This is a genomic window from Microbacterium sufflavum (assembly GCF_023091155.1).
Lineage (GTDB): Bacteria > Actinomycetota > Actinomycetes > Actinomycetales > Microbacteriaceae > Microbacterium > Microbacterium sufflavum.
The window spans coordinates 191,946-216,517 of sequence record NZ_JAHWXK010000002.1 but is presented as its reverse complement, the minus strand read 5'-3'; the positions used below and the strand labels follow the sequence as shown (position 1 = coordinate 216,517).

Sequence of the window (24,572 nt, the reverse complement as noted above, 5' to 3'; positions counted from 1 at the left end):
CTACCGCGGACCACGGCTCCCGCCCTCCAGGCACACGACCACGACCGCGGCGCCGAGCCCGGCGACCAGTGCCGCGCTGCCGATCCCTGCGGGCAGCAGGATGGTCGCACCGGGCAGGTCCGCGGTCACCTGGGCGGTCGTCGCGATCCAGGTCGCGGGCAGCCACGCGGTGGCGGCCAGGAGGTCGGCGACCGCGGGCACGGGCCCCGCGAGGCAGGCGAGCAGCCCGACCACGGTCGCGACCGGTGCCGCGGGTTCCGCGATCAGGTTCGCCGCCACGCCGATGAGCGACTGCTGTTCCGCGAACAGCGCGATGATGGGGCCGCACGCGAGCTGCGCCGAGAGCGGGACCGCGATCGCCAGCGCGACCGGGCCCGGCATCCACCGTCGCAACCCGCGTGACAACGGCGGTGCGAGCAGGATGAGTGCGCCCGTCGCGACGGCCGACAGCGCGAAGCCGGGCGTCGCGGCGAGCCACGGATCGGACACCAGGATCATGATCGTCGACAGGGCGAGCACGCCTGCACCGGCGCTCGGTCGTCCCAGGAGCACGGACAGCATCCCCGCGCCCGCCATCACCGCGGCGCGCACCACGCTCGGCTCCGGCGTGACCAGCACCACGAAGCCGGAGAGCGCCGTGGCCGCGAGCACCACCCGCAGCGCCCGGCCGCCACCGCACAGCGCCGTGAGCCCGAAGACCGCCGCCACCACGATCGCGCAGTTCGCCCCGCTCACGGCCGTGAGGTGACTGAGACCGCTCGAACGCATGTCTTCGTCCAGGTCGGAGCCCACCGCCCTGGTGTCCCCCACGGCGAGTCCCGGCAGGAGCGCCCCGCCCGGCTCGGGCAGCCGCAGCGCGCGGTCGACGAAGGCGCGGCGCGCCGTGGCGGCCACGCCGAACACCCCGGACGGAGGCTGCACGACCTCCGTGGTCGTGGCGTAGAGCACCAGCACCGCGCGCTCCCCCGCCTCCGTCGCGGAGGTCTCCCCCACGACGCGGAGCCGGGCGCCGAGGTCGATGCCGTCGGCTGTCGCGGTCCCGATCCGCACCGGCACCGCGACCGGGCGCGCCCGACCCGGCGGACCGAGGCTCTGCGTGGTCGCCTCGACCCAGAGCCGCCCGTCCTGACCGGTGGACGCGGACGACGTGACCTCGACCACCGCTTCGACCACGCGGCCGCCCTGTCCCGCGGCGGCTTCGCGCGACGGAAGGGCGTACCCCACGGACAGCGCCGTGGCCGCGGCCGCCGCGAGCATCAGGAGGACCAGGCCCGCGCCGTGCCTCCCCCGTGCGAGCAGCACCAGCAGGACGACGCCCGCCGCGACGCCGCACACGAGCGCACAGGCCGCCGCGAGACCGGGCTGGAACACGCAGACGAGCGCCGCCGCCCACACCGCGAGGGCGACCGGCACGAGCCGGAGATCGCGGGACTTCACACCCGTACCCCGTCGCGTAATCCCGCGAGCAGCTTCTCCCCGATGCCCGGCACGCCGAGGAGGTCGTCCACCGACTGGAAGCGTCCGTTCTCCTCCCGCCACGCGATGATGCGGGCGGCCAGGGCGGGACCGATCCGCGGCAGCGTCTCCAGCGCGGCCTGGTCGGCCGCGTTGAGGTCGATCCGCGCGTCCGTGGGTGCCGCGGCAGGAGAACCGGCGCCCGACCCACCGACCACGGGCACCAGGATCTGCTCGCCGTCCTCGACCCGGCGGGCGAGGTTGATCGCGGCGAGGTCGGCGTCGACCGTCGTCCCGCCCGCAGCCGCCACGGCATCGACCAGCCGCGCATCACCGCCGACGACGTACAGTCCCGGCCGCTCGACCGCGCCGAGCACGTGCACGTACAGCACGTCGGACGACGGCGCGGCCGTCGCACGGTCGCCCACCGGGTAGGACTCCGCCGGTGCGCCCTGGCCGCGCAGGATGCCCAGACCCACCGCGGCCGACAGCACGACGAGCGCGAGCGCCACCGCGGCGCCGACACCGAGCCGCAGTCGTCGCTGCCGGGGTACGGGTGTCGGTGCGGGAGGAGTCACCCCGTCACGGTAGGTCTCCGCAGACCCCCGCGACCACGGAGAACCGCCGGTCGTGGACAACAGCGGCGCCCGGTCCGCCGTGCAGAGCTGAAGGCGGGGCGATCGGAGCCGGGCTCGCTCCGACGCCGCCAGGCCGGCAGCACGCATGAGCCGGCGCCCGGGCGCGCCGCTCTCTCTTCCGATGCGTGCCCGCCGCGTGGCGCAGACTGGAGCGGTGACCGACATCGTCGACGACCTGCCCCCGGAGGCCTCTCATCGCGACGCTGAGCGCGCTTTCCGCGAGGCGGGCTGGACGCCGAGCGGCGCGGGCGACTGGGCCTTCGCCCTGCGCTCACCCGACGGCGTCGCCGCGGTGCGCATCAGCCCGTTCGATCCGGTCGGACCGTACACGGCCGCACTGTATCGCGAAGCCGCGCACACCGGTCAGGTACCGCGACTGTTCGCGCACCGTCGACTCGCGGGCGGCGGCGATCTGCAGGTGATGGAGTGGCTCCACGCGGTCGACGAGAAGGACGCGGTCGCCTTCCACACCGCCATCGCCGAACGCGCACCGCACGTCGCCGAGCTCGTCGACGTCGTGCGCCGCATCCATGCCAGGGCAGCGTGGGCGCTGCCCTGGTGCGGCCCCCTCGATCAGAACCCGTCCAACATCATGCGCGGCAGCGACGGGCGTCTCGTCGCGTGCGATCTGTACTACGCGGACGGTCCGGCTCTGTATGCGATGGCCGGCTCCGATCCGACCCGGTTCGTGACGCTCCTGCCGGAGTCCGAGCGCCGCTACCTGACCGAGATCCCGCTCGCGGAGTCCGGCCCGTGGGACGAGGCGTCTCGCGCGGCGATGCGCCGGGGCATCGCCGTCGCGGACGCCGCGCGCGCCGACCGGGACGCGTGACCGCGGCTCCGGAGGTCGCGACGGATCAGCCCGCGACGACGATGCTGACGATCTTGGGAGCGCGCACGACGACCTTCACGATCTCGCGGTCGCCGATCGACCGGATCACACGCTCATCCGCGCGAGCGAGCGCTTCCAGCTCGGCCTCGCCGATGCGCGCGGGGACCTCGAGCTGAGCCCGCACCTTGCCGCCCACCTGCACGACGGCCGTGACCGTGTCCTCCACGAGCAGCGCGGGGTCGGCCGAGCGCCACGTGACCAGTCCGACGGACGGTTCGTGCCCGAGCAGCTCCCACATCTCCTCCGCGGTGTGCGGCGCGATCAGGTCGAGCATCACGGCGATCGTCTCGGCGGCCTCGCGCACCGCGGGGTCGCCCGCACCGCCCGCGCCGTCGATGGTCTTGCGGGTGACGTTCACCAGCTCCATCAGCCGGGCGACCAGCACGTTGAACTTGGTCTGCTCGACCAGCGCCGGAGCCTCCGCGAGCAGCTTGTGCGTGGCGCGACGCAGGGCCGCGTCTCCCCCGTCGAACACCACGTCGACCGGGCTCGACACCTCGTGCCCGATGCGCAGCGCACGCGAGAGGAACTTCTGCGCGCCCGTGGTCGACACGTCCGCCCAGTCCTTGTCGTCTTCCACCGGACCGGCGAAGGCGAGGCCCACGCGCAGCGCATCGGCGCCGTGTGCGTCGAGCTCCTCCTGGAACAGCACCAGGTTGCCCTTGCTCTTCGACATCTTCTGCCCGTCGAGCAGCACCATCCCCTGGTTGATCAGGTTCGAGAACGGCTCGGTGAAGTCGATCAGGCCCATGTCGAACAGGACCTTCGTGATGAACCGTGCGTAGAGCAGGTGCAGGATCGCGTGCTCGACGCCGCCGATGTACGAGTCCACCGGGGCCCAGCGCGACGCCTGGGCGGGGTCGAACGCCACGGTGTCGCTGTTCGGCGAGAGGAAGCGCAGGAAGTACCACGAGCTGTCGACGAACGTGTCCATCGTGTCGGGGTCGCGCAGCATGGGGTCGCCGGTCTCCGGGTCGGTCGTGCGCACCCAGCTCTCCGCCCCGCCCAGCGGCGAGGTGCCCTTGGGCTTGAGGTCGAGTCCCTCGACGCTCGGCAGCTTCACGGGCAGCCGGTCCTCGGGCACCGGCACGATGCGGCCGTCGTCGCCGTGCAGCATCGGGATCGGCGTTCCCCAGAAGCGCTGTCGCGAGATCAGCCAGTCGCGCAGACGGTAGTTCTTCGCCGCACGGCCCGTGCCCGACGCCTCCAGCTGCTCGATCGCGCGGGCGATCGCGTTGCGCTTGGACAGCCCGTTCAGCGGACCCGAGTTGATCATGCGACCGTCGCCCGTGAGCGCGACACCGGTCGATGCGGGGTGCTGCTCGTCGAGGGCGGCGCCCGTGTCGATCGGGACGCCCTCCTCGTCGACCTCGATCACCGGCATGGCCCCCGTGATCGGCGCGGTCGTGTCGACCACGACCTTGACCGGCAGGTCGAAGGCGCGGGCGAAGTCGAGGTCGCGCTGGTCGTGCGCGGGAACCGCCATCACGGCGCCGTGGCCGTAGTCGGCCAGCACGTAGTCGGCGGCCCACACCGGCAGCTTCTCGCCGTTCACGGGGTTGATCGCGTAGCGCTCCAGGAACACGCCCGTCTTGGGGCGATCCGTGGACTGCCGATCGATGTCGGACTCCTTCTGCACCTGCTCCAGATAGTCCTGGAACCGCTGGCGCACCTCGACGGGAGCCTCGGCGGCCAGTTCAGCGGCGAGATCGGAGTCGGGCGCCACCACGAAGAACGTCGCACCGTGCAGGGTGTCAGGGCGCGTGGAGAACACCGTCACCGGCTCGTCACGGCCCTCGATGCGGAAGTCCACGTCGGCGCCGACCGAGCGGCCGATCCAGTTGCGCTGCATCTGCAGCACCTTGTGCGGCCAGAAACCCTCGAGCTGGTTCAGGTCGTCGAGCAGCCGATCCGCGTAGTCGGTGATGCGGAAATACCACTGGGTGAGCTTCTTCTTCACGACCTCGTAGCCGCAGCGCTCGCAGCGACCGTCGACGACCTGCTCGTTCGCCAGCACCGTCTGGTCGTTCGGGCACCAGTTGACCGGGCTCTTCTTGCGGTACGCCAGGCCGCGCTCGTACATCTTCAGGAACAGCCACTGGTTCCAGCGGTAGTACTCCGGGTCGGACGTGTGCAGGACGCGGCTCCAGTCGAACGAGACGCCGTACTGCTCGAAGCCGACCTTCTGCTGCGCGATGTTCTGATAGGTCCACTCGCGCGGGTCCGCGCCCTGGCGGATCGCCGCGTTCTCGGCGGGCAGGCCGAACGAGTCCCAGCCGATCGGGTTGAGCACGTTGTGCCCGCGGTGACGCCAGAACCGCGCCACGATGTCGGAGTAGAGGTAGTTCTCCGCGTGCCCCATGTGCAGGTCGCCCGAGGGGTACGGGAACATCGCCAGGACGTAGCGCCGCGGGCGGGTGTCGCCGTCGCCGCCGGTGAGGAACGTCTCGTGCTCCGCCCAGTACTTCTGCCACTTGGCCTGGATGGCGTGCGCCGAGGGCATCTCCTCGTCGACGGGAGCGGTGGACAGGTTCTCGGACAACGAACGCACGACCAATCTGAGGGGAATTGCGGGATCAGTTCAGGATATCGGAACCCCACGGCCAGGGCGGCTCCGCGCCCAGCGCCGCGAGCGGAGCCCTCGCCTTGGTCGCGACCTCGGCGACCTCGGCCGCCGGCACCGAGCCCCACGTGATCCCGCCGCCCGCTCCGACCACGGCCTCGTCCCCCGCGATCACGATGCTGCGGATCACCATCGCGAGGTCGGCCGCGCCGTCCACGCCCACGTAGCCGAAGCAGCCGGCGTACACCCCCCGGGGGCCGCTCTCCAGCTCGTGCAGCCGCGTCATCGCCGACAGCTTCGGCGCCCCGGTCATGCTGCCGGCGGGGAACGCGGCCGCGAGCAGCGCGCCGAGCGTGACGCCGTCCGCCAGGGTGCCGCTCACCGTGCTCACGAGCTGGTGCACGGCCGGGTAGCTCTCCACGACCCACAGCCCGTCGACGCGGATCGTGCCGGGCACGCACACGCGCGACAGGTCGTTGCGCATGAGATCGACGATCATCACGTTCTCCGCGCGCTCCTTCGGGTCGCCGGCGAGCTCGGCGGCGAGCGCGGCATCCGTGTCGGGGTCGGTGCTGCGCGGCCGGGTGCCCTTGATCGGCCGGGTGCGCACGACTCCGCCCGCCGCGTGGAGGAACTGCTCCGGACTGGCGCTCAGCAGCGCGCGCCCGCCGATGCGCACGAAGCCCCCGTGGTGCGCGGGGGTCGCCGCCCGCAGCCGCCGGTACACCTCGACCGGGTCGTGCGTCCCCGGCACGGTGAAGCGCGTGGTGAGGCAGAGCTGATACGCGACGCCCGCGCGGATCAGGGCGCGGCACCGCTCGATGAGCTCGGCGTACTCCGCGGGGGCGTGCCGGGCCACGGTGGTCCCCGGTGTCGGATCCGGCCGCGCGGGAGTGGGGTCGACCGCCGCGACGAGGAGCTCGTCCGCCCAGGGGTCGGCGTCCGGCCCGGCGGGGTCGAGCGCCCACAGGCGATGGCGCGCATGGTCCCAGGCGATCGCGTGGGTCACCCGCATCCAGCCGTCGGGCACCGGGTCGTCCGCGGACACCGGGGCACCGGCGGCCGCGGCACCGCCCTCGTACGTGCACCAGCCGACCCATCCGCCGAGGAACGGGGGGAGCCCGGGCTCGGAGACGCGGCCGTCCAGCCGCACATCGTCGGGTCTCGGCGACGGCACGCCGACCCCCAGCAGACTCCACCCCTCCGCGGCTCCGTCCCCCGCGTCCAGCCAGAACACGTCACCCGCCCTGGCGGCGAGCACGCGGAACAGCCGCTCGGGGTCCGCCCAGGTCGGCAGGGGTCGGGGGCTCAGGTGCGCGCGCACCTTCCCAGCCTAGGTGCGGCGACGCCCGATATTCTCAGGGGGTGGACGACCTCCTGCTCTGGCTCCTCGACACCGTGCAGTCGATCGATCCGGTCACGCGCACACTGGTCGCCGGACTCGCGGTCATGCTGGAGACGAGCATCCTGATCGGGCTGATCGTCCCCGGCGACACGATCGTGATCATCGCCTCCATGGGGATCGCGACCCCCTGGGAGGGTGTAGCGATGGGCGTGACCGTCGTGGTCGGCGCCCTGATCGGCGAGAGCATCGGCTTCGGGCTCGGCCGGTGGCTCGGTCCCCACATCCGCTCGTCGTGGCTGGGTCGCCGCATCGGCGAGCAGAACTGGGTGCGCGCAGAGAACTACCTGGCCCGCCGCGGCGGCATCGCCATCTTCCTCTCCCGCTTCCTTCCGGTGCTGCACTCCCTGGTGCCCCTGACCGTCGGGATGAGCGAGTACCCGTACCGCCGCTTCCTGGCGTGGACGACGCCCGCCTGCATCATCTGGGCCACGGCCTACGTGAGCGTGACCTCGCTCGCGGCGGGAAGCTTCCGCGACCTCGTCGACCGGGTGCACTACGCGAGCTACATCTTCGTCGGCGCCATCGCGCTCTTCCTGCTCCTGGCGTATCTGGGCAAGAAGCTGCTGCAGCGGCTGGAGGCGCGGCATCTGGAGGCGCCGGAGGCGGGCACGGACGCCGACGTGAAAGACTGAGGCAATGGCTTCCCCACCCCCGGCGCCCAGGATCCACTGGTTCGCACGGCTCGAGCATCGCCTCCACGTGTGGCGCGAGGGGCGAGCGCGCCGACGCGGCCGCAGCGCCACGATCCTCCCGTTCCCCGGCTACGGGGGTCCCGGGTGGGTGCGCGTGCTGGGGCGGGTGCTCATCGTGCCGCCGCAGCGCAGCAACCGGGACGGCGAGCCGGCGAGCATCCGCGGCTGGCGCAGCTTCGTCGGCATCCCGGTCGGGTTCGCGTCGGTCAGCGTGCACGTGGGCGACAGCACTCACCAGGTCGTCGCCGACCGCGGTGGTGTGATCGACGCCGTGATCCGCGCCGACCTGGAGCCCGGGTGGCAGACCTTCACGGTCACGGTCGAGGGGCAGGAGCCGATCGAGGCGCGGGCGTTCATCGTCGCGGCGGACAGCCGGTTCGGGGTCGTGTCCGATGTGGACGACACGGTGATGGTCACGGCGCTCCCCCGCCCGTTCATCGCCTTCTGGAACTCCTTCGTCGTGGATGAGCACGCCCGCATCCCGGTCCCGGGCATGGCGGTGCTGCTGGACCAGCTCCTGCGCCAGCACCCCGGCGCGCCCATGGTGTACCTGTCCACGGGCGCCTGGAACGTCGCACCCACGCTCTCCCGGTTCCTCGGGCGGCACCTGTTCCCCGCAGGGTCGCTGCTGCTGACCGACTGGGGCCCGACGCACGACCGCTGGTTCCGCAGCGGCCGCGAGCACAAGCTCACGAACCTGCGCCGCCTGGCCACCGAGTTCCCCGAGGTGAAGTGGCTGCTGATCGGCGACGACGGCCAGCACGACGAGGCCATCTACACGCAGTTCCAGGAAGAGCACCCCGACTCCGTGGCCGGTGTGGCCATCCGGCGCCTCCTTCCCGCCGAGGCCGTACTCGCCGGTGGGCGCGCCGAGATGGAGTCGCACGAGGCGGACGCCGCCCCCTGGGTCAGCGCCGAAGACGGTGCCGGTCTGCGCGACCAGCTCGGCGACGTGGGCATCCTGCACTGACATGGCCCTGACGCGCGAGGAGTGGTTCCCGCGGGAGCAGGCGCATCGGGAGCGTGCCGACGCGCTGACCGCCGACCACCGTGCCCGCCTGTCCCGCGGCGAGAAGCACCCGGTGTGGGACTTCCTCCACACCTATTACGCCTACAAGCCCGCGCAGCTGCGGCGCTGGCACCCCGGTGCGGGGGTCGAGCTGCGTGACGCCGCCGAGCGTGCCGGGTGGCGCTGGTACTCCCCCGGCGCGACCCCCGACGCGGTGGTTCCCGATGCCGACCGGTACGCGGCCGAGAAGCCCGAGCTGGCCGCGCTGGTCGAGCGCATGCTACGTCGCACGGCCTCGCGGCCCGGTCAGTTCGGCTGCTTCGGACTCCACGAGTGGGCGATGGTGTATCGCGCGGACGAGCACCGTCACCCCGTGCCGCTGCGCCTCGGGAAGGACGGCACCGATGCGGTCGTGGAGTCGCACGACCTGCGGTGCACCCACTTCGACGCGTTCCGGTTCTTCACCCCGGAGGCCGTGCCACGCAACCGGACGACGCTCAGCAGGGACGGGCAGCCCCAGGTCGAGCAGCCGGGGTGCCTGCACGCCGGCATGGACCTGTACCGCTGGGCCGTGAAGCTCGGGCCGCTCGTGCCCGGTGAGCTGCTGCTCGACACCTATGAGCTGGCGAGGGACATCCGCCTGCTGGACATGCAGGCCGCTCCCTACGACCTGGCCGCCTGGGACGTGGAGCCCGTGCGCATCGAGACGCCGGAGGGCAAGGCCGAGTACGTGCGACGACAGCGCGGCTTCGCGGAGCGGGGGGCGGTGCTGCGCGCGGCTCTGCTCCGCGCCTGGCTCGGCTCGGACGCACGCGCCGTCGCCTGAGCCGTCGCTTCCGCCTCAGCCGGCCGGGGTGCAGGTGTCGCAGACTCCCCAGGTCGCGGTGGATCCCGCGAGCTGCATCCGCAGGGCCAGTACTCGCGTCGCGGCGTCCGCCAGCCGCTCCGCGGGCAGGGTGCCCGCGTCGACCGCCGCCGCGATGCCCGCGGCCATGCGTCCGGCGGTCTGCGCGTCGGAGCCGGCGACCATGAGCACCAGGTCGTTCCCCGCCGCGACCGCCGCCACCCCGTTCGCCACCGGATCGGCGTAGGCGGGGTCGCCCGACGACAGCAGCATCCCGAGGTCGTCCGTCACCGAGACACCGTCGAAGCCGAGCTCGTCACGGGCGAGCGTGTGCCACGTCGCTGAGAGGGAGGCGGGTAGCGGGTCGACGGCGGTGTAGGCGAGATGCCCGTACATGAGCAGGGAGGCTCCCGCGTCGATGCCCGCGGCGAAGGGCACCGCGTCCGTCGTCTTCCACTCCTCCAGGCTCCGTCCGGTGGTCGGGATCGCGTGGTGCGAGTCGCCCGGAGCCGCACCGTGGCCGGGGAAGTGCTTGAGTGCGGAGGCGACGAACGGCTGCTGCGCCGAGGTGGCCGCCGCGACGCGCTCGGCCGCCCCGGACGGGTCGGTGCCGAGGGCCCGCCCGAAGATGAACGAGCCGCTGTCGGCGGTGACGTCTGCGACCGTGCCGAAGTTCACCGTGATGCCCGCACGGGCCACCAGTGCACCGCGGGCGGCGAACGCGGCCGACGTGTCGGCGGCCGGGCGGTCCTTGAGGGTGGTCGAGGCGGGGAACACGTCCCCGTCGAGCCGGGAGACCAGGCCGCCCTCCTGGTCCACCGCGATCAGCGGAGGCAGCGTCGGGTCCACCGCGAGAGCATCCGTGAGCGCGCGCAGCTCGGCGTCGGTGCCGGGGATGTTCGCCCCCATCAGGATGAACCCGCCGAACCCGGCCTGCATGTAGGCGGCCAGCGCTGCCGGGTCGGTGCCGCCGATGTGTCCCATCACGATGGAGGCCGCCTGCTGCGCCACGGGCAGGTCGGCGACCGCGGCGGCGGCGCGTTCGCGGAGATACGCGGTGTCGGCGGCGTCCACCGTGGCGTCGGCGCTCCCGGCATCGTCGGTGGGCGCGGGAGTCTCCCCCGCGGTGGTCGCGGCAGCGGCAGGCGCGGGAGGGGCGGTCGATGTCGCAGCGGGCAGCGGCGACGCGGCGGCGGGCAGCGCACAGAGGGCGAGCGCCAGCGCGGCGAGCACACCGACCGTGCGCCGTCGCGCGGGCCTCAGGGGCACGTCGGGGCCTCCGCCACGGTCAGCCCGCGAGGGCCTCGGCGATCGGGAGCGAGGAGTCCGCGTCGCCGTTGCCGAAGCGGATCGTGCGGCCGACTGTCGCCGGATTCTGCAGGACCTCGACGATGACGGCCGCGACGTCGGCGCGCGAGACCTCTCCCCGGCCTTCGGGGTCGATCTGGATGCGTCCGGTCGGCTCGTCGAACGTGAGACCGCCCGGTCCGAGGATCGTCCCGGCGAGGTTCGAGCCGCGGAGGTGCTCGTCGGCGGCCCACTTCGCGTCGGCGTACGCGAAGAACGGGTCGTCCTGCGGGATCCCGTGCTCCGCGGTGGAGCCGATCCAGGACACCAGGACGTAGCGCTCGACGCCGGCACGCTCGGCGGCGTCCATCGACCGCTCCGCCGCGTCGCGATCGACAGCGTAGGTGCGCTTCGGGTCACCGCCGCCCGCGCCGGCCGACCACACCACGGCGTCGTGCCCGCGGATGATCTCGGCGAGGGCGTCGACGTCGAGCTGTTCGATATCGGCCACCAGGGCGGTGGCCCCCGTGGCCTCCACGTCGGCGACGTGGTCGGGGTTGCGGATCACGCTGGTGACCTCGTCGCCGCGGGCGACGAGCAGCGGGGCGAGCAGGAGGGCGATGCGGCCATGGCCGCCGAAGACGAGGACGCGCGACATGCTTCCACCCTACGCGCCGGGTCCGACGTCAGCGCGGGGTCTGCGCGCTGTCGATCACGAACGCCTGCGGGTGGTCGGGCAGGTAGCGCACCACGACCGGGGCGCCGCTCGGCAGGTACGCGTCGCGGTCGGGGTAGACCGCCGGGGTGAAGAAGTTGCTCTCCAGCGTGTACTCCACGCCCTCCGCGGTGGTGAACGTGACCCAGTCCCCGTCGATCGTGGCCGTCGTTGGTCGCCCGTTGTCGTAGATGTACGCGCGCGTGACAGGCACGCCGGTCAGGCTCAGGATGCCGATCACGAGCGACCCGAGCATCACGAAGGCGAGCACCCGGAACACGATCCGCACGATCGTCCCGCCGATCCCGGCCCGCGGACGGGTGTCGAGCGGCAGCAGCCCCTCCCGCTCGCGGATGGCCCGCAGCGACCCACCCGGTGTGGCTCCTCTGGCCGACACGGCGAAGAGCCCGAGGATCGAGAAGCCGGCGATGAACACCATGGCGTAGCCGTGCGACGCGGGGAAGTTGACGAGCCACATGAGGGTGTCGAGCGGGTTCATCGCGTCGCCTCTTTCTCGATCGTGACCGCCACCGTGTGCGGATCCTCCCGCCGGTAGTACGCCCAGATCGGCGCGCCCACCTGCAGCCGCGACACCGCCTGGGGATACACGAACACCGTGGTGTCGGCCTCCCAGGTCGCCGCCCCCTCCGGTGCCACCAGCACCTTGAGCGCGAGCTCGCTCTGCCCCTCCCTGCGGCGTCCGGTCGGGCGCACCTCGAGCACCGACGCGGGCACCGCGGTGCCCGTGGTCCTGGCTCGCACCTGGGCGGGGTCGATGAGCCCGCGGTCGATGCGCCACTGCAGCATCGCCTCTCGCACGGTCGGGTCGCTGAGGTCGGCGAGCTGCACCGTGTCGCGGTCGGTCGTGCTGTACCGCACCGGCACGGGCTGCCCGACCTGGAGTCCCGCGGAGTCGGAGGGGTCGATGAGCATCCGCAGCTGTCCGATGAAGTCGTCGCCCTCAGCGGGGCTCACGCGCAGGAACAGGTCGTACTGCGGCACGTCGTTGATCGTGACGCCCGTGCGGGAGAGCTCGACGATCGTGCCGACGCCGATCCGGGTCTCGCCGCGGAGCTTCGTGCGGCGGCCGAACCCCGTCATCGTGCCGCCGAACGTGAGGAGCAGCCCCCAGGCGACGCCGATCAGGATCGGGCCGCCCAGGGTGTCATCGCCCGCGAACGGGAGGATCGAGTGGCGCTGATCGACGCCGAACAGTCCCTCGCCCACCCAGATCGCCAGCCAGGCCGTGAGCAGGAGCCAGACGACCGTGAGGATGATGCGCAGCATGGTCTTCAGCGTATCGAGAAGCCCGGCCGCACTCCGGCTGACGCGCCCTCAGCCGGTCGAGACGGGAACGGCGGCGGCGGCCAGCGCCCGCTGCACGCCCTTCGCGGCCGAGCGCCCCGCACGGTTCGCGCCGATCGTGCTGGCCGAGGGCCCGTACCCCACGAGCTGCACGCGCGGATCGGCGACCGCGGTCGTACCGCGGCCGTGGCGGTCGAGCTGGATGCCGCCCGCGGCGCTGCGGAGGTGCAGCGGCGCCAGGTGCCCGATCGCCGGCCGGAATCCGGTGGCCCAGAGGATCATGTCGACCCGTTCGAACGACCCGTCGGCCCAGCGCACCCCGTCGGGCTCGATGCGTGCGAACAGCGGCCGAGGGTCCGCATAGGCGCCGAGCCGCTCGGCCTCGCGCTCCTGCGGACGCAGCATCAGCCCGGTCACACTGACGACGCTCCGCGGTGGGAGCCCGGCCGCGACGCGCTGCTCGACGAGCGCGACCGCCGCGGCCCCCGCCTCGGGGGTGAAGTCGTCGCTGCGCCAGACGGGCGGTCGCCGCGTGACCCACAGCGTCTCGGTGATCGGGGCGAGGGCGCCGAGGAACTGCACCGCGGACGCGCCCGCGCCCACGACGAGCACTCGGCGGCCTCGGAAGTGCTCCGGTCCCGGGTAGTCGACCGTGTGCAGCTGCTCGCCGAGGAAGGTCTCCATGCCGGGCACGTGCGGCACGAACGGGTGGGTCCAGGTGCCGGTCGCGTTCACGAGCGTACGGGTCGTCCACTCCCCCTCCGGTGCCTGCACCACGAGCAGCCCGTCGTGGTCGTCCACGCGACGCACGTGCACGGGGCGCAGAACGGGGAGGTCGTGCGCGCGCTCGTAGGCCGCGAAGTATTCCGGCACCGCCTGGTTGGCTCGACGTCGGTCGCGCGCGGGCGGGGTGTCGCCCGGCAGCTCGGCGACGCCGTGCACGTCGCTCATGGTCAGCGCGTCCCAGCGGTGCTGCCAGGCGCCGCCCGGCCGCTCGTCGGCGTCGAGCACCACGTGCGGGATCCCGAGCCTGGTCAGGTGGTACGACGCCGAGAGGCCGGCCTGCCCTGCACCGATCACCAGGCTGTCGAGAATGCTCACGCTGTCAGGAACGCCCGGAGAGCCGCGGTTGTTCCACCCCGGCGACGCGCCCGGGCTGCCCGCCCCGATTGGTGCCGGTGTCGCTTCGTGTAGTACGCTGTTCGAGTTGCTCCGGCAGATGAGGAGCGGCTTCTGGGCCTGTGGCGCAGCTGGTAGCGCACCTGCATGGCATGCAGGGGGTCAGGGGTTCGAGTCCCCTCAGGTCCACCAGAGAATCCCGCGAGAGATCGCGGGATTTCTTCGTTTCCGGCACGGTCGCACGGGGCTAGCGCCGCAGCGCGCGAGCGTCAACCGTCTCGCGAAGCCCCCCGCGTCGACGTAGACAGGTCGCATCCGCCGACGAAAGGATGCCCCATGTCCAACCCGACTCCCCCGATCCCGCCCGTCCCGCCGTTCGCCGAGGGTGACGCGGAAGACGTGCCCACGCGCGAGGTCGACGGCGAACGCGTGCTCGACGAGGACGCCGACGACGCACAGATCGACAGCGCCGAGGCCGACCGCGCCGCCACGACGGCGGACGTCGACGGCGACGACGCCTGACCGCCGGACGAGAGAAGGGCACCGCCTCGACCGAGGTGGTGCCCTTCTCTCCGCGCTGCGGCGCTCACGTCGCCAGCAGCGGGGGGCGGTGCGGGATCGCGATCGGGCGCGTGGCCCGGCTCGCCCCCTGCATCCGCTCGACCTCTTCGAGAACCTCGAACGCGGTGCCGTAGCGGATCGCGAGCGGAAGGTCGCGCAGCCACGTCACCTCGACCTCGGTGTCGGCGAGCTCGTAGACGCAGGCGACGACGTGGCGCGGGTCGTTCTGGGGATAGCGCAGGTCGTTGATCACCCACTCGGACGGTGTGATGCGGTGGAGCACGAAACGGGGATCGGGGATGTCGGACATCTGGGGGCCCTCCAGGACTCTCTTATAAGGAGGGTGCGCCCTGCGGGCACGGAAGGGTAGGCCCTTGACACCTGACCGGCGAAGTGCAGGACTAGGTGTCGAGCCCGCCCGCGGAGGCTACCTGCGCCCGCCACCACGGAGTCTCGATGAACCCGCGCTTCATGAACACGAGCTCCATCGCGGCGTTCCATCCGCGCACGCCCTTGAGGTGCGCGATCGTCCCGGTGAGGAAGTCGTGCAGGGTCTCGGTGCTCGGCAGGATGATCTCGCAGTACAGCGAGTTCTCCTCCAGCGCCGCCGCGAGGAACCGCACGGACACGTGCTGCGCGAGCGTCTGTGCCACCGAGGCGATGCGCGACGGCTCGACCCGCAGCATCAGCAGCGTCTCCGCGCTCATGCCCAGCGCCGACGCGGGCACCATCGTCACGGTCGTGAGGCAGCCGGCGCTGCGCATCCGCTCGTACCGGCGCCGCACGCTGCTCTCGTTCATGTCGAGCGCATCGGCGATCGACTGGAACGACGCCCGTCCGTTGTAACGCAGTTCCGCGACGATCGCCCGGTCGGCGTCGTCGAAGTGCGTCGGGTCGCACGTGTTCGGTGCCGGCATGTACGACTTCGGGTCGCTGGCGGCCTCGGCGTGCGAGTCGTACAGCTGACGTCCCCAGTCGAAGCTCACCTTGTAGGTGTGCACGACGAGGTCGCTGCGCCAGCGCTCCACGCCGGGGATGGCCTGCAGATCCGTGAGCACGTGCGCGTAGGTCGCCGAGTCCCCCGGGATGACGACCTCCGCGAACACGTCGAACTTGCCGGTCACCAGGGTCACGAACCGCACGTACGGGGAGCCGATCAGCGCCTGCGCGACGCTCAGCTGCGACCCGGGGGTGCAGTTGATGCGCACGAAGAACGTCTCCACGTGCCCCTCGCTGCCCAGGGTCGGCACGATGCCCACGCTCACCACACCCTCGGCGAGCAGCTGCTGCCCGCGCCGGGTGACCGTCGAGACGGACGCGCCGGCGAACTCGGCGATCGACGTCCAGCTCGCGCGTCCGTCCTGCTGAAGTGCGACGACGATCCTCCGGTCGAGATCGCTCACTTCTCTCGTCAGTGGAACGCTCGTCATCGGGTCGGCGGGTACACCCGGTGCAGGAACGTGCGCACCGCTTCCGTCCACGCCTCTGCCTCCTCGATCTGCGGGGAGTGCCCCGACTTCTCGAACACCACCATCTCGGAGTCCGGGATGAGATCGGCGATCGTCTGGCTACACGATACTGGCGTGATCCAGTCGGTCCGGCCCACGGTGATGAGTGTCGGGACTGCGATCTCGGGCAGCCGCGGCTTCAGGTCGTAGTCCGGCAGGTTCACGGAGAAGGCGTAGTTGTGCGCCCGGTAGCGGTAGGGCGTCGCCTGCACCTTCCGCTCGACCGCCTCGGGGTCGTAGACGAAGTCGTACAGGGGCAGGATCTCCCGCCAGCAGTCCTTGAGGTCCTCGTCGTCGCGCACCTGCCCGAGGTCGATGCGGTCGAACTTCTCCATGTCGATGTCGACCCGGTCGGAGGCGAGGGCGTTCTCGCGCGCCAGGTGCGCGTTGGAGTTGTCCGGGGAGGTGTCGCGCAGCACGAGCGCGGCCACGCGGTCGGGGTAGCGCAGCGCGTACTCCATGGTCATGAAGCCGCCGTAGGAGCCGCCGGCCATGACGATCTTCTCCGCGCCGATCCACTCGCGCAGACCGTCGATGTCGGCCGCCCACTGCTCGTGGCTGTAGGTGCCGTTCCCCTCGCTCTGGCCGCTGCCCCTGGCGTCGAACACGACCACCCGGTACTCGTCGGCGAGCCGGCCGAAGCTCGCGCGCGGCTCGGCACGCGACCCCAGCCCCGGGGCGCCGTGGTGGGTGATGATGACGGGCGCGTTCTCCGGGCCGAGCACCTCGACGGCCAGGTGGTTGCCGTTGATCTCGACCCACTGGTGGTCGCTCGTGGCGGCGGCGAACTCCGGGGAGACGTCGGGGGTGGATGTCATATCGTCCTCTTTCTTCAACAGGCGTTCAGAGCGCGATGGTGCACTCGTCGAGGCTGCGCGGATAGGTGGTCAGGGGTTCGGCGCCGTCGGCGGTCACGAGCATGCTGTCGCTGATGCGATACCCCGCGTGCCCCGGCACGTAGATGCCCGGCTCGTTGGAGACGACCATGCCCGCCTCCAGGAGCGTGGCGTCGCCGTCCTCCAGCCACGGCGCCTCATGCATGCCCAGACCGATGCCGTGCCCCTGGCGATGCCGGATGAACTCGCCCAGCCCGGCGTCGCGGATCACGTCGAGGCACAGCCGGTTCGCCTCGCGGCACTCCAGGCCCGCGCGGATGGTCTCGCGGCCCACGCGCTGGGCGTCGCGGATCGTGTCGTGGTAGCGGCGCTGCTCGGCCGTAGGCTCCCCGAGCACGAACGTGCGCTCGCCCTCGATGAAGCGGCCGCCCACGGCGCAGCCGAGCGAGAGCATGAAGGTGTCCCCCGCCCGGAGCCGGTTGACCGACGGCAGCCCGTGCGGGAACGCGGAGTTCGCGCCGGAGTACACCAGACCGCCCGCGAGCAGCGAGGCCACGACCACGTTGCGGTGCTCGGCATACATGACACGGGTGCCGGCGGAGGTCACGTGCCGCTCCAGCTCGGCCTCGGTGGGCAGCTCTCCGCCCGCCGCGACGGCCTCGCGCACCAGTGCGACCCCGGCCTCCAGCATCAGGTCGGTGATGCGGGCCGCTTCGCGGTGCAGCACCACCTCCTCCGGGAACTTCACGTATCGGGTGCGGGTGAGCAGGTCGGACGGCACGAGCTCGGCGTGCGGCATCGCGGCGCGGGCGGCGGCCAGGCGCTGATACGGCATCGTGGTCGCGAAACCGACCCTGCCGCGCGGCGACACCGCGTCGGCGAGCACCTGGAACGGCGGGACGACCCCCGGGAACTCGAAGAACGCGACCAGCTCGGCGCGCGCGGACTGCGACTGCGCGTACTCGCGTTCCAGCTCGGGCAGCAGCATCACGACGCGCCCTCCCGCCTCGACCCAGATCGCGACCGGCCGCTCGGACGGGTGGTGGAAGAAGCCGGTGAGGTACGCGATGTCTTCGGGGTGGTCGGTCAGGAAGGCGTCGAAGCCCTCCTCCCCCATCCGCTCGCGGACACGCTGCTGCACGGTGTCGAAGAACTCCGGCGCGAGGCGCTGATCGAAGACGGTCATGCGGTGCTCCTAGCGGGACAGGTGGCGCGGGTTGCGCGCGTCGTTGTAGGCGATGGACAGGAGGGTGGCCGACAGCACCAGGATCAGGATCGCGATGGAGGGGAACAGCGTCAGCCACCACGCGCTCACCATGGCGCCCGCCTGCTGTGCCTCGTACAGGATGCGGCCCCACGACCACGTGGTCGGGTCGCCCAGTCCGAGGAACGCCAGCCCCGCGGCCGACAGCACCGCCCGCGACGCGGTCACCACGACCGAGACCACGACCACCGGGGTCACCGCGGGCAGCACGTGCCGCGTGATGATCCACAGCGGAGAGGTCGTCATCAGCCGGGACGCGTCGACGTACGGCAGCCCGACGACCGTGAGCGCCTGGGAACGGACGAGTCGGGTGACCTCGGGCCATGAGAACGCCGCGACCACGAAGATGATCGTCGAGGTGCTCGGCCCCACGAGCGCCGCGATCAGGATCATCAGCGGCAGCACGGGCAGCGACAGGGTCATGTCGACGATCACGCTGATGATGCTGTCGAGCTTGCGGAAGTAGGCCCCGATCACCGCGATGATCGTGCCGAAGACGATCGCGATCACCGAGGCGGCCACGGCGACCAGCACGCTCTGCTGCGTGCCCCAGATGACCTCGGAGAACACGTCGCGGCCGAGCGCGTCGGTGCCGAACCAGTGGTCCCCGCTCGGCGGGCGCAGCACGTCGGGCCCGTAGCTCGCCGGGTACGGGGCGATCAGGGGCGCCGCGAGGGCGACGATCACGAGCAGGATCAGCAGGCCGAGCGAGATCATGCCGAGCGGGTCGCGGCGGAAGGCGCGCCAGGTGTGCGCGCTGGCCCGCTCGCTGCCGGCCGCGGTCGGTTCGCTGGGGACGAGGTTCTCGGTGGAGGGCAGCGGAGCGGTCATGCGGTCTTCACTCTCGGGTCCAGGTAGCCGTAGATGATGTCGGTGACTGTGTTGGCCACGACCACGGTGATGGCGAGCATGAGGAATGCGCCCTGCAGCACCGGGAAGTCGAGCTGCGTGACGGCCTCGTAGATGCCGCGGCCGATGCCCGGGTAGGCGAAGACGGTCTCGGTGAGCACCGCCCCGCCGACGAGGAACCCGAGCTGGAGCCCGATCAGCGTCGTGGTCGGCAGCAGCGCGTTGCGCAGCGCGTGCTTCCACAGGATGCGGCGGCCGCGGAGGCCGTTCGCCTTCGCGAGCAGGATGTAGTCCTCGCCGAGCGTCTCGATGAGGGTGGAGCGCATGGTCAGCACGTAGGAGCCGACCTGGATGAGCATGAGCGACACCGCCGGGAGCACGAGGTGCTGCGCGACGCTGAGGTACCACTCGAAGCCGTAGGTGTTGTTGGTGTAGGCGCCGCCGATGGGGAACCAGCCGAGGTTGAGCCCGAACACGAACAGCAGCAGGATCGCGACGCTCGGCACGAACAGCGACTGCCCGGTCACGCCGAGCACCTGCACGGCCCTGTCGATGAAGCGACCCCGGTGCGACGCGGCCGCGACGCCGAGCGGCACCCCGATCAGGATCGTGAGGACGAGCGCGGTGATGGTCAGCAGCAGCGTCCACGGCAGCCGCTGCAGCAGCACGTCGGTCACCGGGATGGACTGCGTGAAGGAGATGCCGAGGTTGCCCTGCAGCAGCTGCCACATGTACAGGCCGTACTGCACGATCAGCGGCTGATCGAGGCCGTACTGCTCGAGGATGGTCGCCCGGATGTCCTCCGTCATGTTCGGACTCGCCAGCGCAAGGGCCGGATCGCCGGGCAGCAGACGCAGGAGCAGGAACGTCACGGTCACGGCGAACCAGATCGTGAGCAGACCTCGACCTGCGCGACGGAGAATGAACGATGCTCGGGACACCCGGGCGACCTTCCTCGAGAGTGGGGGTTTTCTTACTCGACCGGGTGCGCGCTCGCGAGCGAGAGCGGGTTCACGATCGACAGCAGTTCGCTCGGCTTGGAGATGAAGCCGGACCATTCGTCGCTCGCGGCGAAGAACAGGTTCTGCGTGTACATGATGTTGTCGTAGACCTGCTCGTGCACGATCTTGTTCGCCTTGCGCATGATCTCGATCTTGTCGTCCTCGTCGAACGTGACCATGCCCTCCTCGATCAGCGCGTTCAGCTCGGGGTCGTCGACGTGGGTGTAGTTGATCGCGCCGCCGGGCAGGTACGACAGGGCGAAGTTCGTCACCGGGTCGTCCATGATGGCGAAGTTGCCGGCGTAGATGTCGTAGTCGCCCTCGTTGGTCATGGAGAGGTAGGTGTTGCGCTCCGTGCCCTGCAGCTCGATCGTGATGCCGGCCTCGGCCGCGCTGTCCTTCACCATCTGCGCCCACTGGCTGGTCACGCTGTCCTGCAGCGAGTAGATCAGGCGGAACGAGACGGGGAACATGCCGTCGGCGTTCGCCGTGTACCCGGCGTCTTCCATGAGCTCGCGCGACTTCTCCGGGTCGAACTCGTACTCGGTGACGGAGTCGTCGTAGTACTTCGCGAGCACCGGCATCAGGGCGCTGGATCCCGTGGAGACGGCCTGCCCCTGCAGGACGACCGTGCGGATGGCCTCGTAGTCCACCGCGTGGGCGAGCGCCTGGCGCACCTCGGTCTTCGCGAGGTCGGGCTTCTCCATGTTGTAGACGAGGTGCGCGTAGCCGAGACCGGCGGCCTCGATCACCTGCAGTCCGTCGGTGCCCTTCAGCTGCTCGACCTGTGCGGGCGGGAGGGCATTGGCGATCACGTCGATCTCGCCGCTCTGCAGCGCCAGGATCTCGGTGTTCACGTCGGGGTACACGCGGTACACGACCTCGGCGGGTCCGGGGACGCCGCCGTCGACCAGCGGGTAGTCCTCCACGCGCTCGAGCGTGTAGTGCTGGCCGACCTGGAAGTCGGTCATGATGAACGGGCCCATGCCCACCCAGCCGCCGTCGCTGCCGTCGTTCGCGAACTCCGCGATCGATCCCTTCGGCTCGAACACGTGCTGCGGCACGACGACACCCCAGAAGCCGATCTCGTCGATGATCGACGAGTCGGGCTGCGTGAGCGTCAGCTCGACTCGGGTGTCGCTCACCGCGGTCGCGGTGTCGAGGTTGCCCAGCTGTCCGTAGAACGTGCCGGGCGCCTGGTCGCGCTTGACCGCGTTCAGCGTCCACGCGACGTCCTCCGCCGTGAGCGGCTCGCCGTCGCTCCAGGTCAGGTCGTCGCGGATCTCGTAGAACCCGGTGGTGTCGTCGACGTAGCCCCACTCGGTGGCGACGTGCGCCTCCTTGGTCCCGTCGTCGCTGATGCTCAGCAGGTGCGGGTACATCAGGTTGGTGACCCACGAGTCCGTGCGGCTGTTGCCGAGCACGGGGTTGAAGTTCACGACGTCGGTCGTCGTACCGATGCTGAGCGTCTCATCGCTCGGCCCGGTCGCGGCGGACGACTCCCCCGGCTCGGGTGCCGTGGGGGCGCACGCGGCGAGGCCGACGGCGAGGACCGCGGCCGCACCGAGTGCGAGGAACGTGTTGTGCTTCATCAGACCCAGACCTCCTCGAGGACGCGCATGGTGTTGCCGCCGACGACCGCGCGGATCTCGTCGTCGGAGTAGTCGTGCTTCACGAGCCAGCCGATGATGTTGTAGAAGGCCTCGGCGGGGTTCTCGATGCCGTCGACGTACGGCTGCTTCTCGTAGTCGACGTTGGCGTGCGCCTGACCCAGCGACAGGTTCGAGGAGAACGCGTCGTGCAGGCCCACGTGGTCGCCGAACAGCGTGTCGGGTCCGAAGCTCACGTGCTCCAGGCCGACCAGGTCGACGCAGTACTGGAAGTGGTCCATGACCGACTCCAGCGAGTGCTTCGGGTGCTGGGGCGAGATGGTGGTGTGCGGTGCGGCCTCGATGCCGATGACCCCGCCGCGCTTGGCGCACTCGATGATCGTCTCGTCCGTCTTCATGCGGTTCGTCGGCCACAGTCCGCGGGCGCCCGCGTGGGTGATGAAGACCGGCTTGGTGGAGTGGGCGATCACGTCGAGGCACGTCTGGTCGCCCGAGTGCGAGATGTCGATCGCGATGCCGAGCTTGTTCATCCGCTCCACGGCGCGCTCGCCGAAGTAGGTGAGTCCGCCGTCGCCGCGCTCCTTGAGGCCGCCGCCGAGCATGTTCGCCTCGGAGTAGGCGATGCCCATCTGGCGAACGCCGAAGCCGTACAGGACATCGAGCCGGTCGACCTCGTTCTCGATCATGGTCGCGGCCTCGAGCGCGAAGATGTGCGCGACGCGGCCGGTCTCCGCGGCGTACCGGATGTCCTTGATCGACTCGGCCTTGATCACGAAGTCCTGGTGCGCGAGGTCGGCCATGCGCACGCCGAGGTCGAACAGCACGTCCTGGTACTTCCACCCGGCGTCGCTGGAGATACAGCAGGTGCCGTCCATGCCGTTGTCGAACACCGCGGTCAGACCGGAGCGGGCGAGGCCCTGGTAGCCGGTGGGTTCGCGGCCCTGGCGGATGTGGTCGCGCAGCTCGCCCATGTCTTCGGGGAAGACCTGCACGTGCTCGTGCAGCGAGATCACGGTCTCTTCGCGGAGGAGGCGCTCGGTGCGCTCCTTCTGCGCGTCGCTGAGGCCGAGGTCGTACGCCGGCACGCGGCCGATCTGCTTGGCGTAGCGGAACTCGCGGTAGTCCTTGCCGGCTTCCAGGTAGTCGTACGCGGTGTAGCCGGTGTAGCGGTCTGCTTGTTCGAGCACGGATGCGCTCCTTCGGGTCGATACGGGGGTGGCCTCCCGTTCGTCGAGCGGGAGATTTCCTCGAATCTCGACGATTCCGGCGCGAAAGTCAACTGTTGTGATGATTTTCGGCCGAGATGTTTCCTGTTCGAAACAATTCAGCGCCAGGATGCTGGCATGATGTCATCCATGGAGAACACATCCGTCCCCGAGAACACCGTCGTCCTCGACGTCCGCGGCCTCACCGTGACCCTCGACGGCTCGCGCGGACCCCAGCGCGTGGTCGATGGCATCGACCTCATCGTGCACCGCGGCGAGGTGTTCGCGCTGCTCGGCGAGTCCGGCTCCGGCAAGTCGATGACGGCGCGCGCGATCATGGGCCTCATCGACAACGGCACCGTGGAGGCCGCGACCCTCTCCCTCGGCGACACCGACCTGCTCACCGTCACGCCGGAGCAGCATCGGCGCCTGCGCGGCGTCCGGGTGAGCCTCGTGATGCAGGACGCTCTCTCCGCACTCAACCCCGTGCTGAGCATCGGCGACCAGATCATCGACCTGATCCGCGCGCACACGCCCGTCGGTCGTCGCGAAGCCGAGGCGCGCGCCGTCGAACTGCTCACCCTGGTCGGCATCCCCAGCCCGGAGAAGCGCGTCCGCGACTACCCGCACCAGTTCTCCGGCGGACAGCGGCAGCGCATCCTGATCGCGATGGCCATCGCGCTCGACCCCGACCTGATCATCGCCGACGAGCCGACCACCGCCCTCGACGTCACGGTGCAGGCGCAGATCCTCGACCTGCTGCTGTCGCTGCGCGACCGCCTCGGCATGGGCGTCCTCCTGATCACCCACGACCTCGGCGTCGTGATGGAGGTCGCCGACCGCGTCGCCGTGATGCGCACCGGGCGCATCGTGGAATCCGGCCCGGCGGACGACGTGCTCACCGCACCCCAGCACCCGTACACGCTGCAGCTGCTCGACTCGATGCCGCAGGACGTGAGCGCCGCGGCGGACGACGACGGCTCCGCGCCGATCCTGGAGGGACGAGGACTCGAGCGCACGTTCCGCTCCGGAAGCGGACGACGCGCACACCGCGTCACGGCCGTCGGCGGCGTCGACCTCTCCCTGCGCAGCGGCGAGATCCTCGCGATCGTCGGCGAGTCCGGCAGCGGCAAGTCCACCCTGGCGCGCATGCTCGTCGGCCTCGACTCCCCCGACGCCGGCACACTGCGCTACCGGGACCAGGACGTGACGCGGGGCCGGCTGCGCGACCGCAAGGTGCTGCGCCGCGGCGTGCAGATGGTGTTCCAAGACCCGTACATGTCGCTGAACCCGCGCATGACCGTGCAGCAGATCATCGCCGAGCCGCTCGCCGCCACCCGCACCGGCACCCCGGCGTCACGCCGCGAGCGGGTCTCCGAGCTGCTCGAACTGGTCGGCCTCGACCCCGACATGGCCTCGCGCTTCCCGCACCAGTTCTCCGGCGGACAGCGACAGCGGATCGGCATCGCCCGTGCCCTCGCGCTCGACCCCGATGTCCTGGTGTGCGACGAGCCGGTGTCGGCGCTCGACGTCTCCATCCGCGCGCAGATCATCGACCTGCTGTGCGAGCTGCGCGAGCGTCTGGGCATGTCGATCGTGTTCATCGCGCACGACCTGTCCCTCGTGCGGCACATCGCCGACCGCGTCGCCGTGATGTACCTCGGCGACATGGTCGAGGTCGGCGACACGGAGGAGGTCTACCGGCACCCCGCGCACCCGTACACGCAGGCGCTGCTGTCGGCCATCCCGCCGCAGACGCGCGCCGAGCGGGGCATGCTCCAGCGACGCACGCGGCTGTCGGCCTGAGTGCCGCG

23 protein-coding genes and 1 tRNA gene are annotated in these 24,572 nt (G+C 71.1%); 7 read left to right on the top strand and 17 right to left on the bottom strand.

From position 1 onward, the window contains the following. On the bottom strand, positions 1-1,437 hold the full coding sequence (locus KZC56_RS15605; RefSeq protein WP_247638964.1) for a ComEC/Rec2 family competence protein: 1,437 nt from the start codon (positions 1,435-1,437) through the stop codon (positions 1-3). Next, positions 1,434-2,033, bottom strand: coding sequence for a helix-hairpin-helix domain-containing protein (locus KZC56_RS15600; RefSeq protein WP_247638963.1), 600 nt, complete (start codon positions 2,031-2,033; stop codon positions 1,434-1,436). The genes KZC56_RS15605 and KZC56_RS15600 overlap by 4 nt, the downstream gene beginning before the upstream one ends. Before the next feature lie 214 nt (positions 2,034-2,247). Here KZC56_RS15600 and KZC56_RS15595 point away from each other — a divergent pair, with 214 nt between their 5' ends. Beyond that, positions 2,248-2,925 (top strand): hypothetical protein, encoded by a 678-nt coding sequence (locus KZC56_RS15595; RefSeq protein WP_247638962.1) that lies wholly within the window; start codon positions 2,248-2,250, stop codon positions 2,923-2,925. 25 nt (positions 2,926-2,950) lie between these two features. Here the strand turns inward: KZC56_RS15595 and leuS are convergent, their stop codons facing one another. Both leuS and KZC56_RS15585 read right to left on the bottom strand, forming a co-directional pair. Then, positions 2,951-5,488 carry a leucine--tRNA ligase gene (gene leuS, locus KZC56_RS15590; protein WP_136037320.1) on the bottom strand — a complete coding sequence of 846 codons (2,538 nt, stop codon included), beginning with the start codon at positions 5,486-5,488 and terminating at the stop codon, positions 2,951-2,953. Between the two features lie 73 nt (positions 5,489-5,561). Next, positions 5,562-6,872, bottom strand: a complete 1,311-nt coding sequence (locus KZC56_RS15585) for an anthranilate synthase component I family protein (protein ID WP_136033587.1) — start codon at positions 6,870-6,872, stop codon at positions 5,562-5,564. A 41-nt stretch (positions 6,873-6,913) separates the two neighbouring features. Here KZC56_RS15585 and KZC56_RS15580 point away from each other — a divergent pair, with 41 nt between their 5' ends. The 3 genes from KZC56_RS15580 to KZC56_RS15570 are packed head-to-tail and all read left to right on the top strand — an operon-like array spanning position 6,914 to position 9,480. Next, positions 6,914-7,585 (top strand): DedA family protein, encoded by a 672-nt coding sequence (locus KZC56_RS15580; RefSeq protein WP_136033589.1) that lies wholly within the window; start codon positions 6,914-6,916, stop codon positions 7,583-7,585. 4 nt (positions 7,586-7,589) lie between these two features. Next, positions 7,590-8,615 (top strand): App1 family protein phosphatidate phosphatase, encoded by a 1,026-nt coding sequence (locus tag KZC56_RS15575; RefSeq protein WP_247638961.1) that lies wholly within the window; start codon positions 7,590-7,592, stop codon positions 8,613-8,615. Between the two features lies 1 nt (position 8,616). Next, on the top strand, positions 8,617-9,480 hold the full coding sequence (locus KZC56_RS15570) for a 3-methyladenine DNA glycosylase (protein WP_247638960.1): 864 nt from the start codon (positions 8,617-8,619) through the stop codon (positions 9,478-9,480). A 15-nt stretch (positions 9,481-9,495) separates the two neighbouring features. Here the strand turns inward: KZC56_RS15570 and KZC56_RS15565 are convergent, their stop codons facing one another. From KZC56_RS15565 to KZC56_RS15545, 5 genes are read right to left on the bottom strand one after another with little or no spacing between them, the layout of a single operon-like run. After that, a complete protein-coding gene (locus KZC56_RS15565) occupies positions 9,496-10,767 on the bottom strand; it encodes a glycoside hydrolase family 3 N-terminal domain-containing protein (RefSeq protein WP_247638959.1) in 1,272 nt (423 codons plus the stop codon). A gap of 19 nt (positions 10,768-10,786) precedes the next feature. Next, complete coding sequence (locus KZC56_RS15560) at positions 10,787-11,443, bottom strand: SDR family oxidoreductase (RefSeq protein ID WP_136030705.1); 657 nt, start codon at positions 11,441-11,443, stop codon at positions 10,787-10,789. Positions 11,444-11,471: 28 nt separating this feature from the next. Then, entirely contained in the window at positions 11,472-11,999 is a 528-nt protein-coding gene (locus KZC56_RS15555; protein WP_136030703.1) for a DUF3592 domain-containing protein, read from the bottom strand. Further along, on the bottom strand, positions 11,996-12,787 hold the full coding sequence (locus tag KZC56_RS15550; RefSeq protein WP_247638958.1) for a hypothetical protein: 792 nt from the start codon (positions 12,785-12,787) through the stop codon (positions 11,996-11,998). Before KZC56_RS15550 ends, KZC56_RS15555 begins: the two co-directional genes overlap by 4 nt. Positions 12,788-12,835: 48 nt before the next feature. Beyond that, complete coding sequence (locus KZC56_RS15545; protein ID WP_136035914.1) at positions 12,836-13,906, bottom strand: NAD(P)-binding domain-containing protein; 1,071 nt, start codon at positions 13,904-13,906, stop codon at positions 12,836-12,838. A gap of 134 nt (positions 13,907-14,040) precedes the next feature. Here KZC56_RS15545 and KZC56_RS15540 point away from each other — a divergent pair. Both KZC56_RS15540 and KZC56_RS15535 read left to right on the top strand, forming a co-directional pair. Continuing rightward, positions 14,041-14,116: transfer RNA gene (locus tag KZC56_RS15540), tRNA-Ala, on the top strand. A gap of 144 nt (positions 14,117-14,260) precedes the next feature. After that, positions 14,261-14,446: a hypothetical protein gene (locus KZC56_RS15535; RefSeq protein WP_136030696.1), complete on the top strand. Its 186-nt coding sequence runs from the start codon at positions 14,261-14,263 to the stop codon at positions 14,444-14,446. 64 nt (positions 14,447-14,510) lie between these two features. Here KZC56_RS15535 and KZC56_RS15530 read toward each other — a convergent pair whose 3' ends face one another. From KZC56_RS15530 to KZC56_RS15495, 8 genes are all read right to left on the bottom strand, one after another. After that, positions 14,511-14,795: a hypothetical protein gene (locus tag KZC56_RS15530; protein ID WP_136030694.1), complete on the bottom strand. Its 285-nt coding sequence runs from the start codon at positions 14,793-14,795 to the stop codon at positions 14,511-14,513. A gap of 91 nt (positions 14,796-14,886) precedes the next feature. Beyond that, complete coding sequence (locus tag KZC56_RS15525) at positions 14,887-15,888, bottom strand: Lrp/AsnC family transcriptional regulator (protein ID WP_240744543.1); 1,002 nt, start codon at positions 15,886-15,888, stop codon at positions 14,887-14,889. 23 nt (positions 15,889-15,911) lie between these two features. Beyond that, positions 15,912-16,811 carry an alpha/beta fold hydrolase gene (locus KZC56_RS15520; RefSeq protein WP_136035915.1) on the bottom strand — a complete coding sequence of 300 codons (900 nt, stop codon included), beginning with the start codon at positions 16,809-16,811 and terminating at the stop codon, positions 15,912-15,914. A gap of 25 nt (positions 16,812-16,836) precedes the next feature. Then, a complete protein-coding gene (locus KZC56_RS15515) occupies positions 16,837-18,015 on the bottom strand; it encodes a M24 family metallopeptidase (RefSeq protein ID WP_206251110.1) in 1,179 nt (392 codons plus the stop codon). Between the two features lie 9 nt (positions 18,016-18,024). Continuing rightward, positions 18,025-18,924, bottom strand: coding sequence for an ABC transporter permease (locus KZC56_RS15510; protein WP_136030686.1), 900 nt, complete (start codon positions 18,922-18,924; stop codon positions 18,025-18,027). Further along, positions 18,921-19,883 carry an ABC transporter permease gene (locus KZC56_RS15505; protein ID WP_136035917.1) on the bottom strand — a complete coding sequence of 321 codons (963 nt, stop codon included), beginning with the start codon at positions 19,881-19,883 and terminating at the stop codon, positions 18,921-18,923. Before KZC56_RS15505 ends, KZC56_RS15510 begins: the two co-directional genes overlap by 4 nt. A gap of 32 nt (positions 19,884-19,915) precedes the next feature. After that, positions 19,916-21,535, bottom strand: coding sequence for an ABC transporter substrate-binding protein (locus KZC56_RS15500; RefSeq protein WP_136045768.1), 1,620 nt, complete (start codon positions 21,533-21,535; stop codon positions 19,916-19,918). Next, positions 21,535-22,740 (bottom strand): dipeptidase, encoded by a 1,206-nt coding sequence (locus KZC56_RS15495; protein ID WP_136030679.1) that lies wholly within the window; start codon positions 22,738-22,740, stop codon positions 21,535-21,537. The genes KZC56_RS15500 and KZC56_RS15495 overlap by 1 nt, the downstream gene beginning before the upstream one ends. A 156-nt stretch (positions 22,741-22,896) precedes the next feature. On the opposite strand from KZC56_RS15495, the gene KZC56_RS15490 reads away from it, so the two are divergent. Next, complete coding sequence (locus KZC56_RS15490) at positions 22,897-24,564, top strand: dipeptide ABC transporter ATP-binding protein (RefSeq protein WP_247638957.1); 1,668 nt, start codon at positions 22,897-22,899, stop codon at positions 24,562-24,564. Positions 24,565-24,572: the final 8 nt, after the last annotated feature.

Coding starts and splice junctions, on each gene's coding strand:
- leuS (WP_136037320.1), bottom strand. CDS start 5,488: ATGCCCTCGGCGCACGCCATCCAGGCCAAGTGGCAGAAGTACTGGGCG.
- KZC56_RS15575 (WP_247638961.1), top strand. CDS start 7,590: ATGGCTTCCCCACCCCCGGCGCCCAGGATCCACTGGTTCGCACGGCTC.
- KZC56_RS15570 (WP_247638960.1), top strand. CDS start 8,617: ATGGCCCTGACGCGCGAGGAGTGGTTCCCGCGGGAGCAGGCGCATCGG.
- KZC56_RS15560 (WP_136030705.1), bottom strand. CDS start 11,443: ATGTCGCGCGTCCTCGTCTTCGGCGGCCATGGCCGCATCGCCCTCCTG.
- KZC56_RS15555 (WP_136030703.1), bottom strand. CDS start 11,999: ATGAACCCGCTCGACACCCTCATGTGGCTCGTCAACTTCCCCGCGTCG.
- KZC56_RS15550 (WP_247638958.1), bottom strand. CDS start 12,787: ATGCTGCGCATCATCCTCACGGTCGTCTGGCTCCTGCTCACGGCCTGG.
- KZC56_RS15535 (WP_136030696.1), top strand. CDS start 14,261: ATGTCCAACCCGACTCCCCCGATCCCGCCCGTCCCGCCGTTCGCCGAG.
- KZC56_RS15530 (WP_136030694.1), bottom strand. CDS start 14,795: ATGTCCGACATCCCCGATCCCCGTTTCGTGCTCCACCGCATCACACCG.
- KZC56_RS15520 (WP_136035915.1), bottom strand. CDS start 16,811: ATGACATCCACCCCCGACGTCTCCCCGGAGTTCGCCGCCGCCACGAGC.
- KZC56_RS15515 (WP_206251110.1), bottom strand. CDS start 18,015: ATGACCGTCTTCGATCAGCGCCTCGCGCCGGAGTTCTTCGACACCGTG.
- KZC56_RS15510 (WP_136030686.1), bottom strand. CDS start 18,924: ATGACCGCTCCGCTGCCCTCCACCGAGAACCTCGTCCCCAGCGAACCG.
- KZC56_RS15500 (WP_136045768.1), bottom strand. CDS start 21,535: ATGAAGCACAACACGTTCCTCGCACTCGGTGCGGCCGCGGTCCTCGCC.
- KZC56_RS15490 (WP_247638957.1), top strand. CDS start 22,897: ATGATGTCATCCATGGAGAACACATCCGTCCCCGAGAACACCGTCGTC.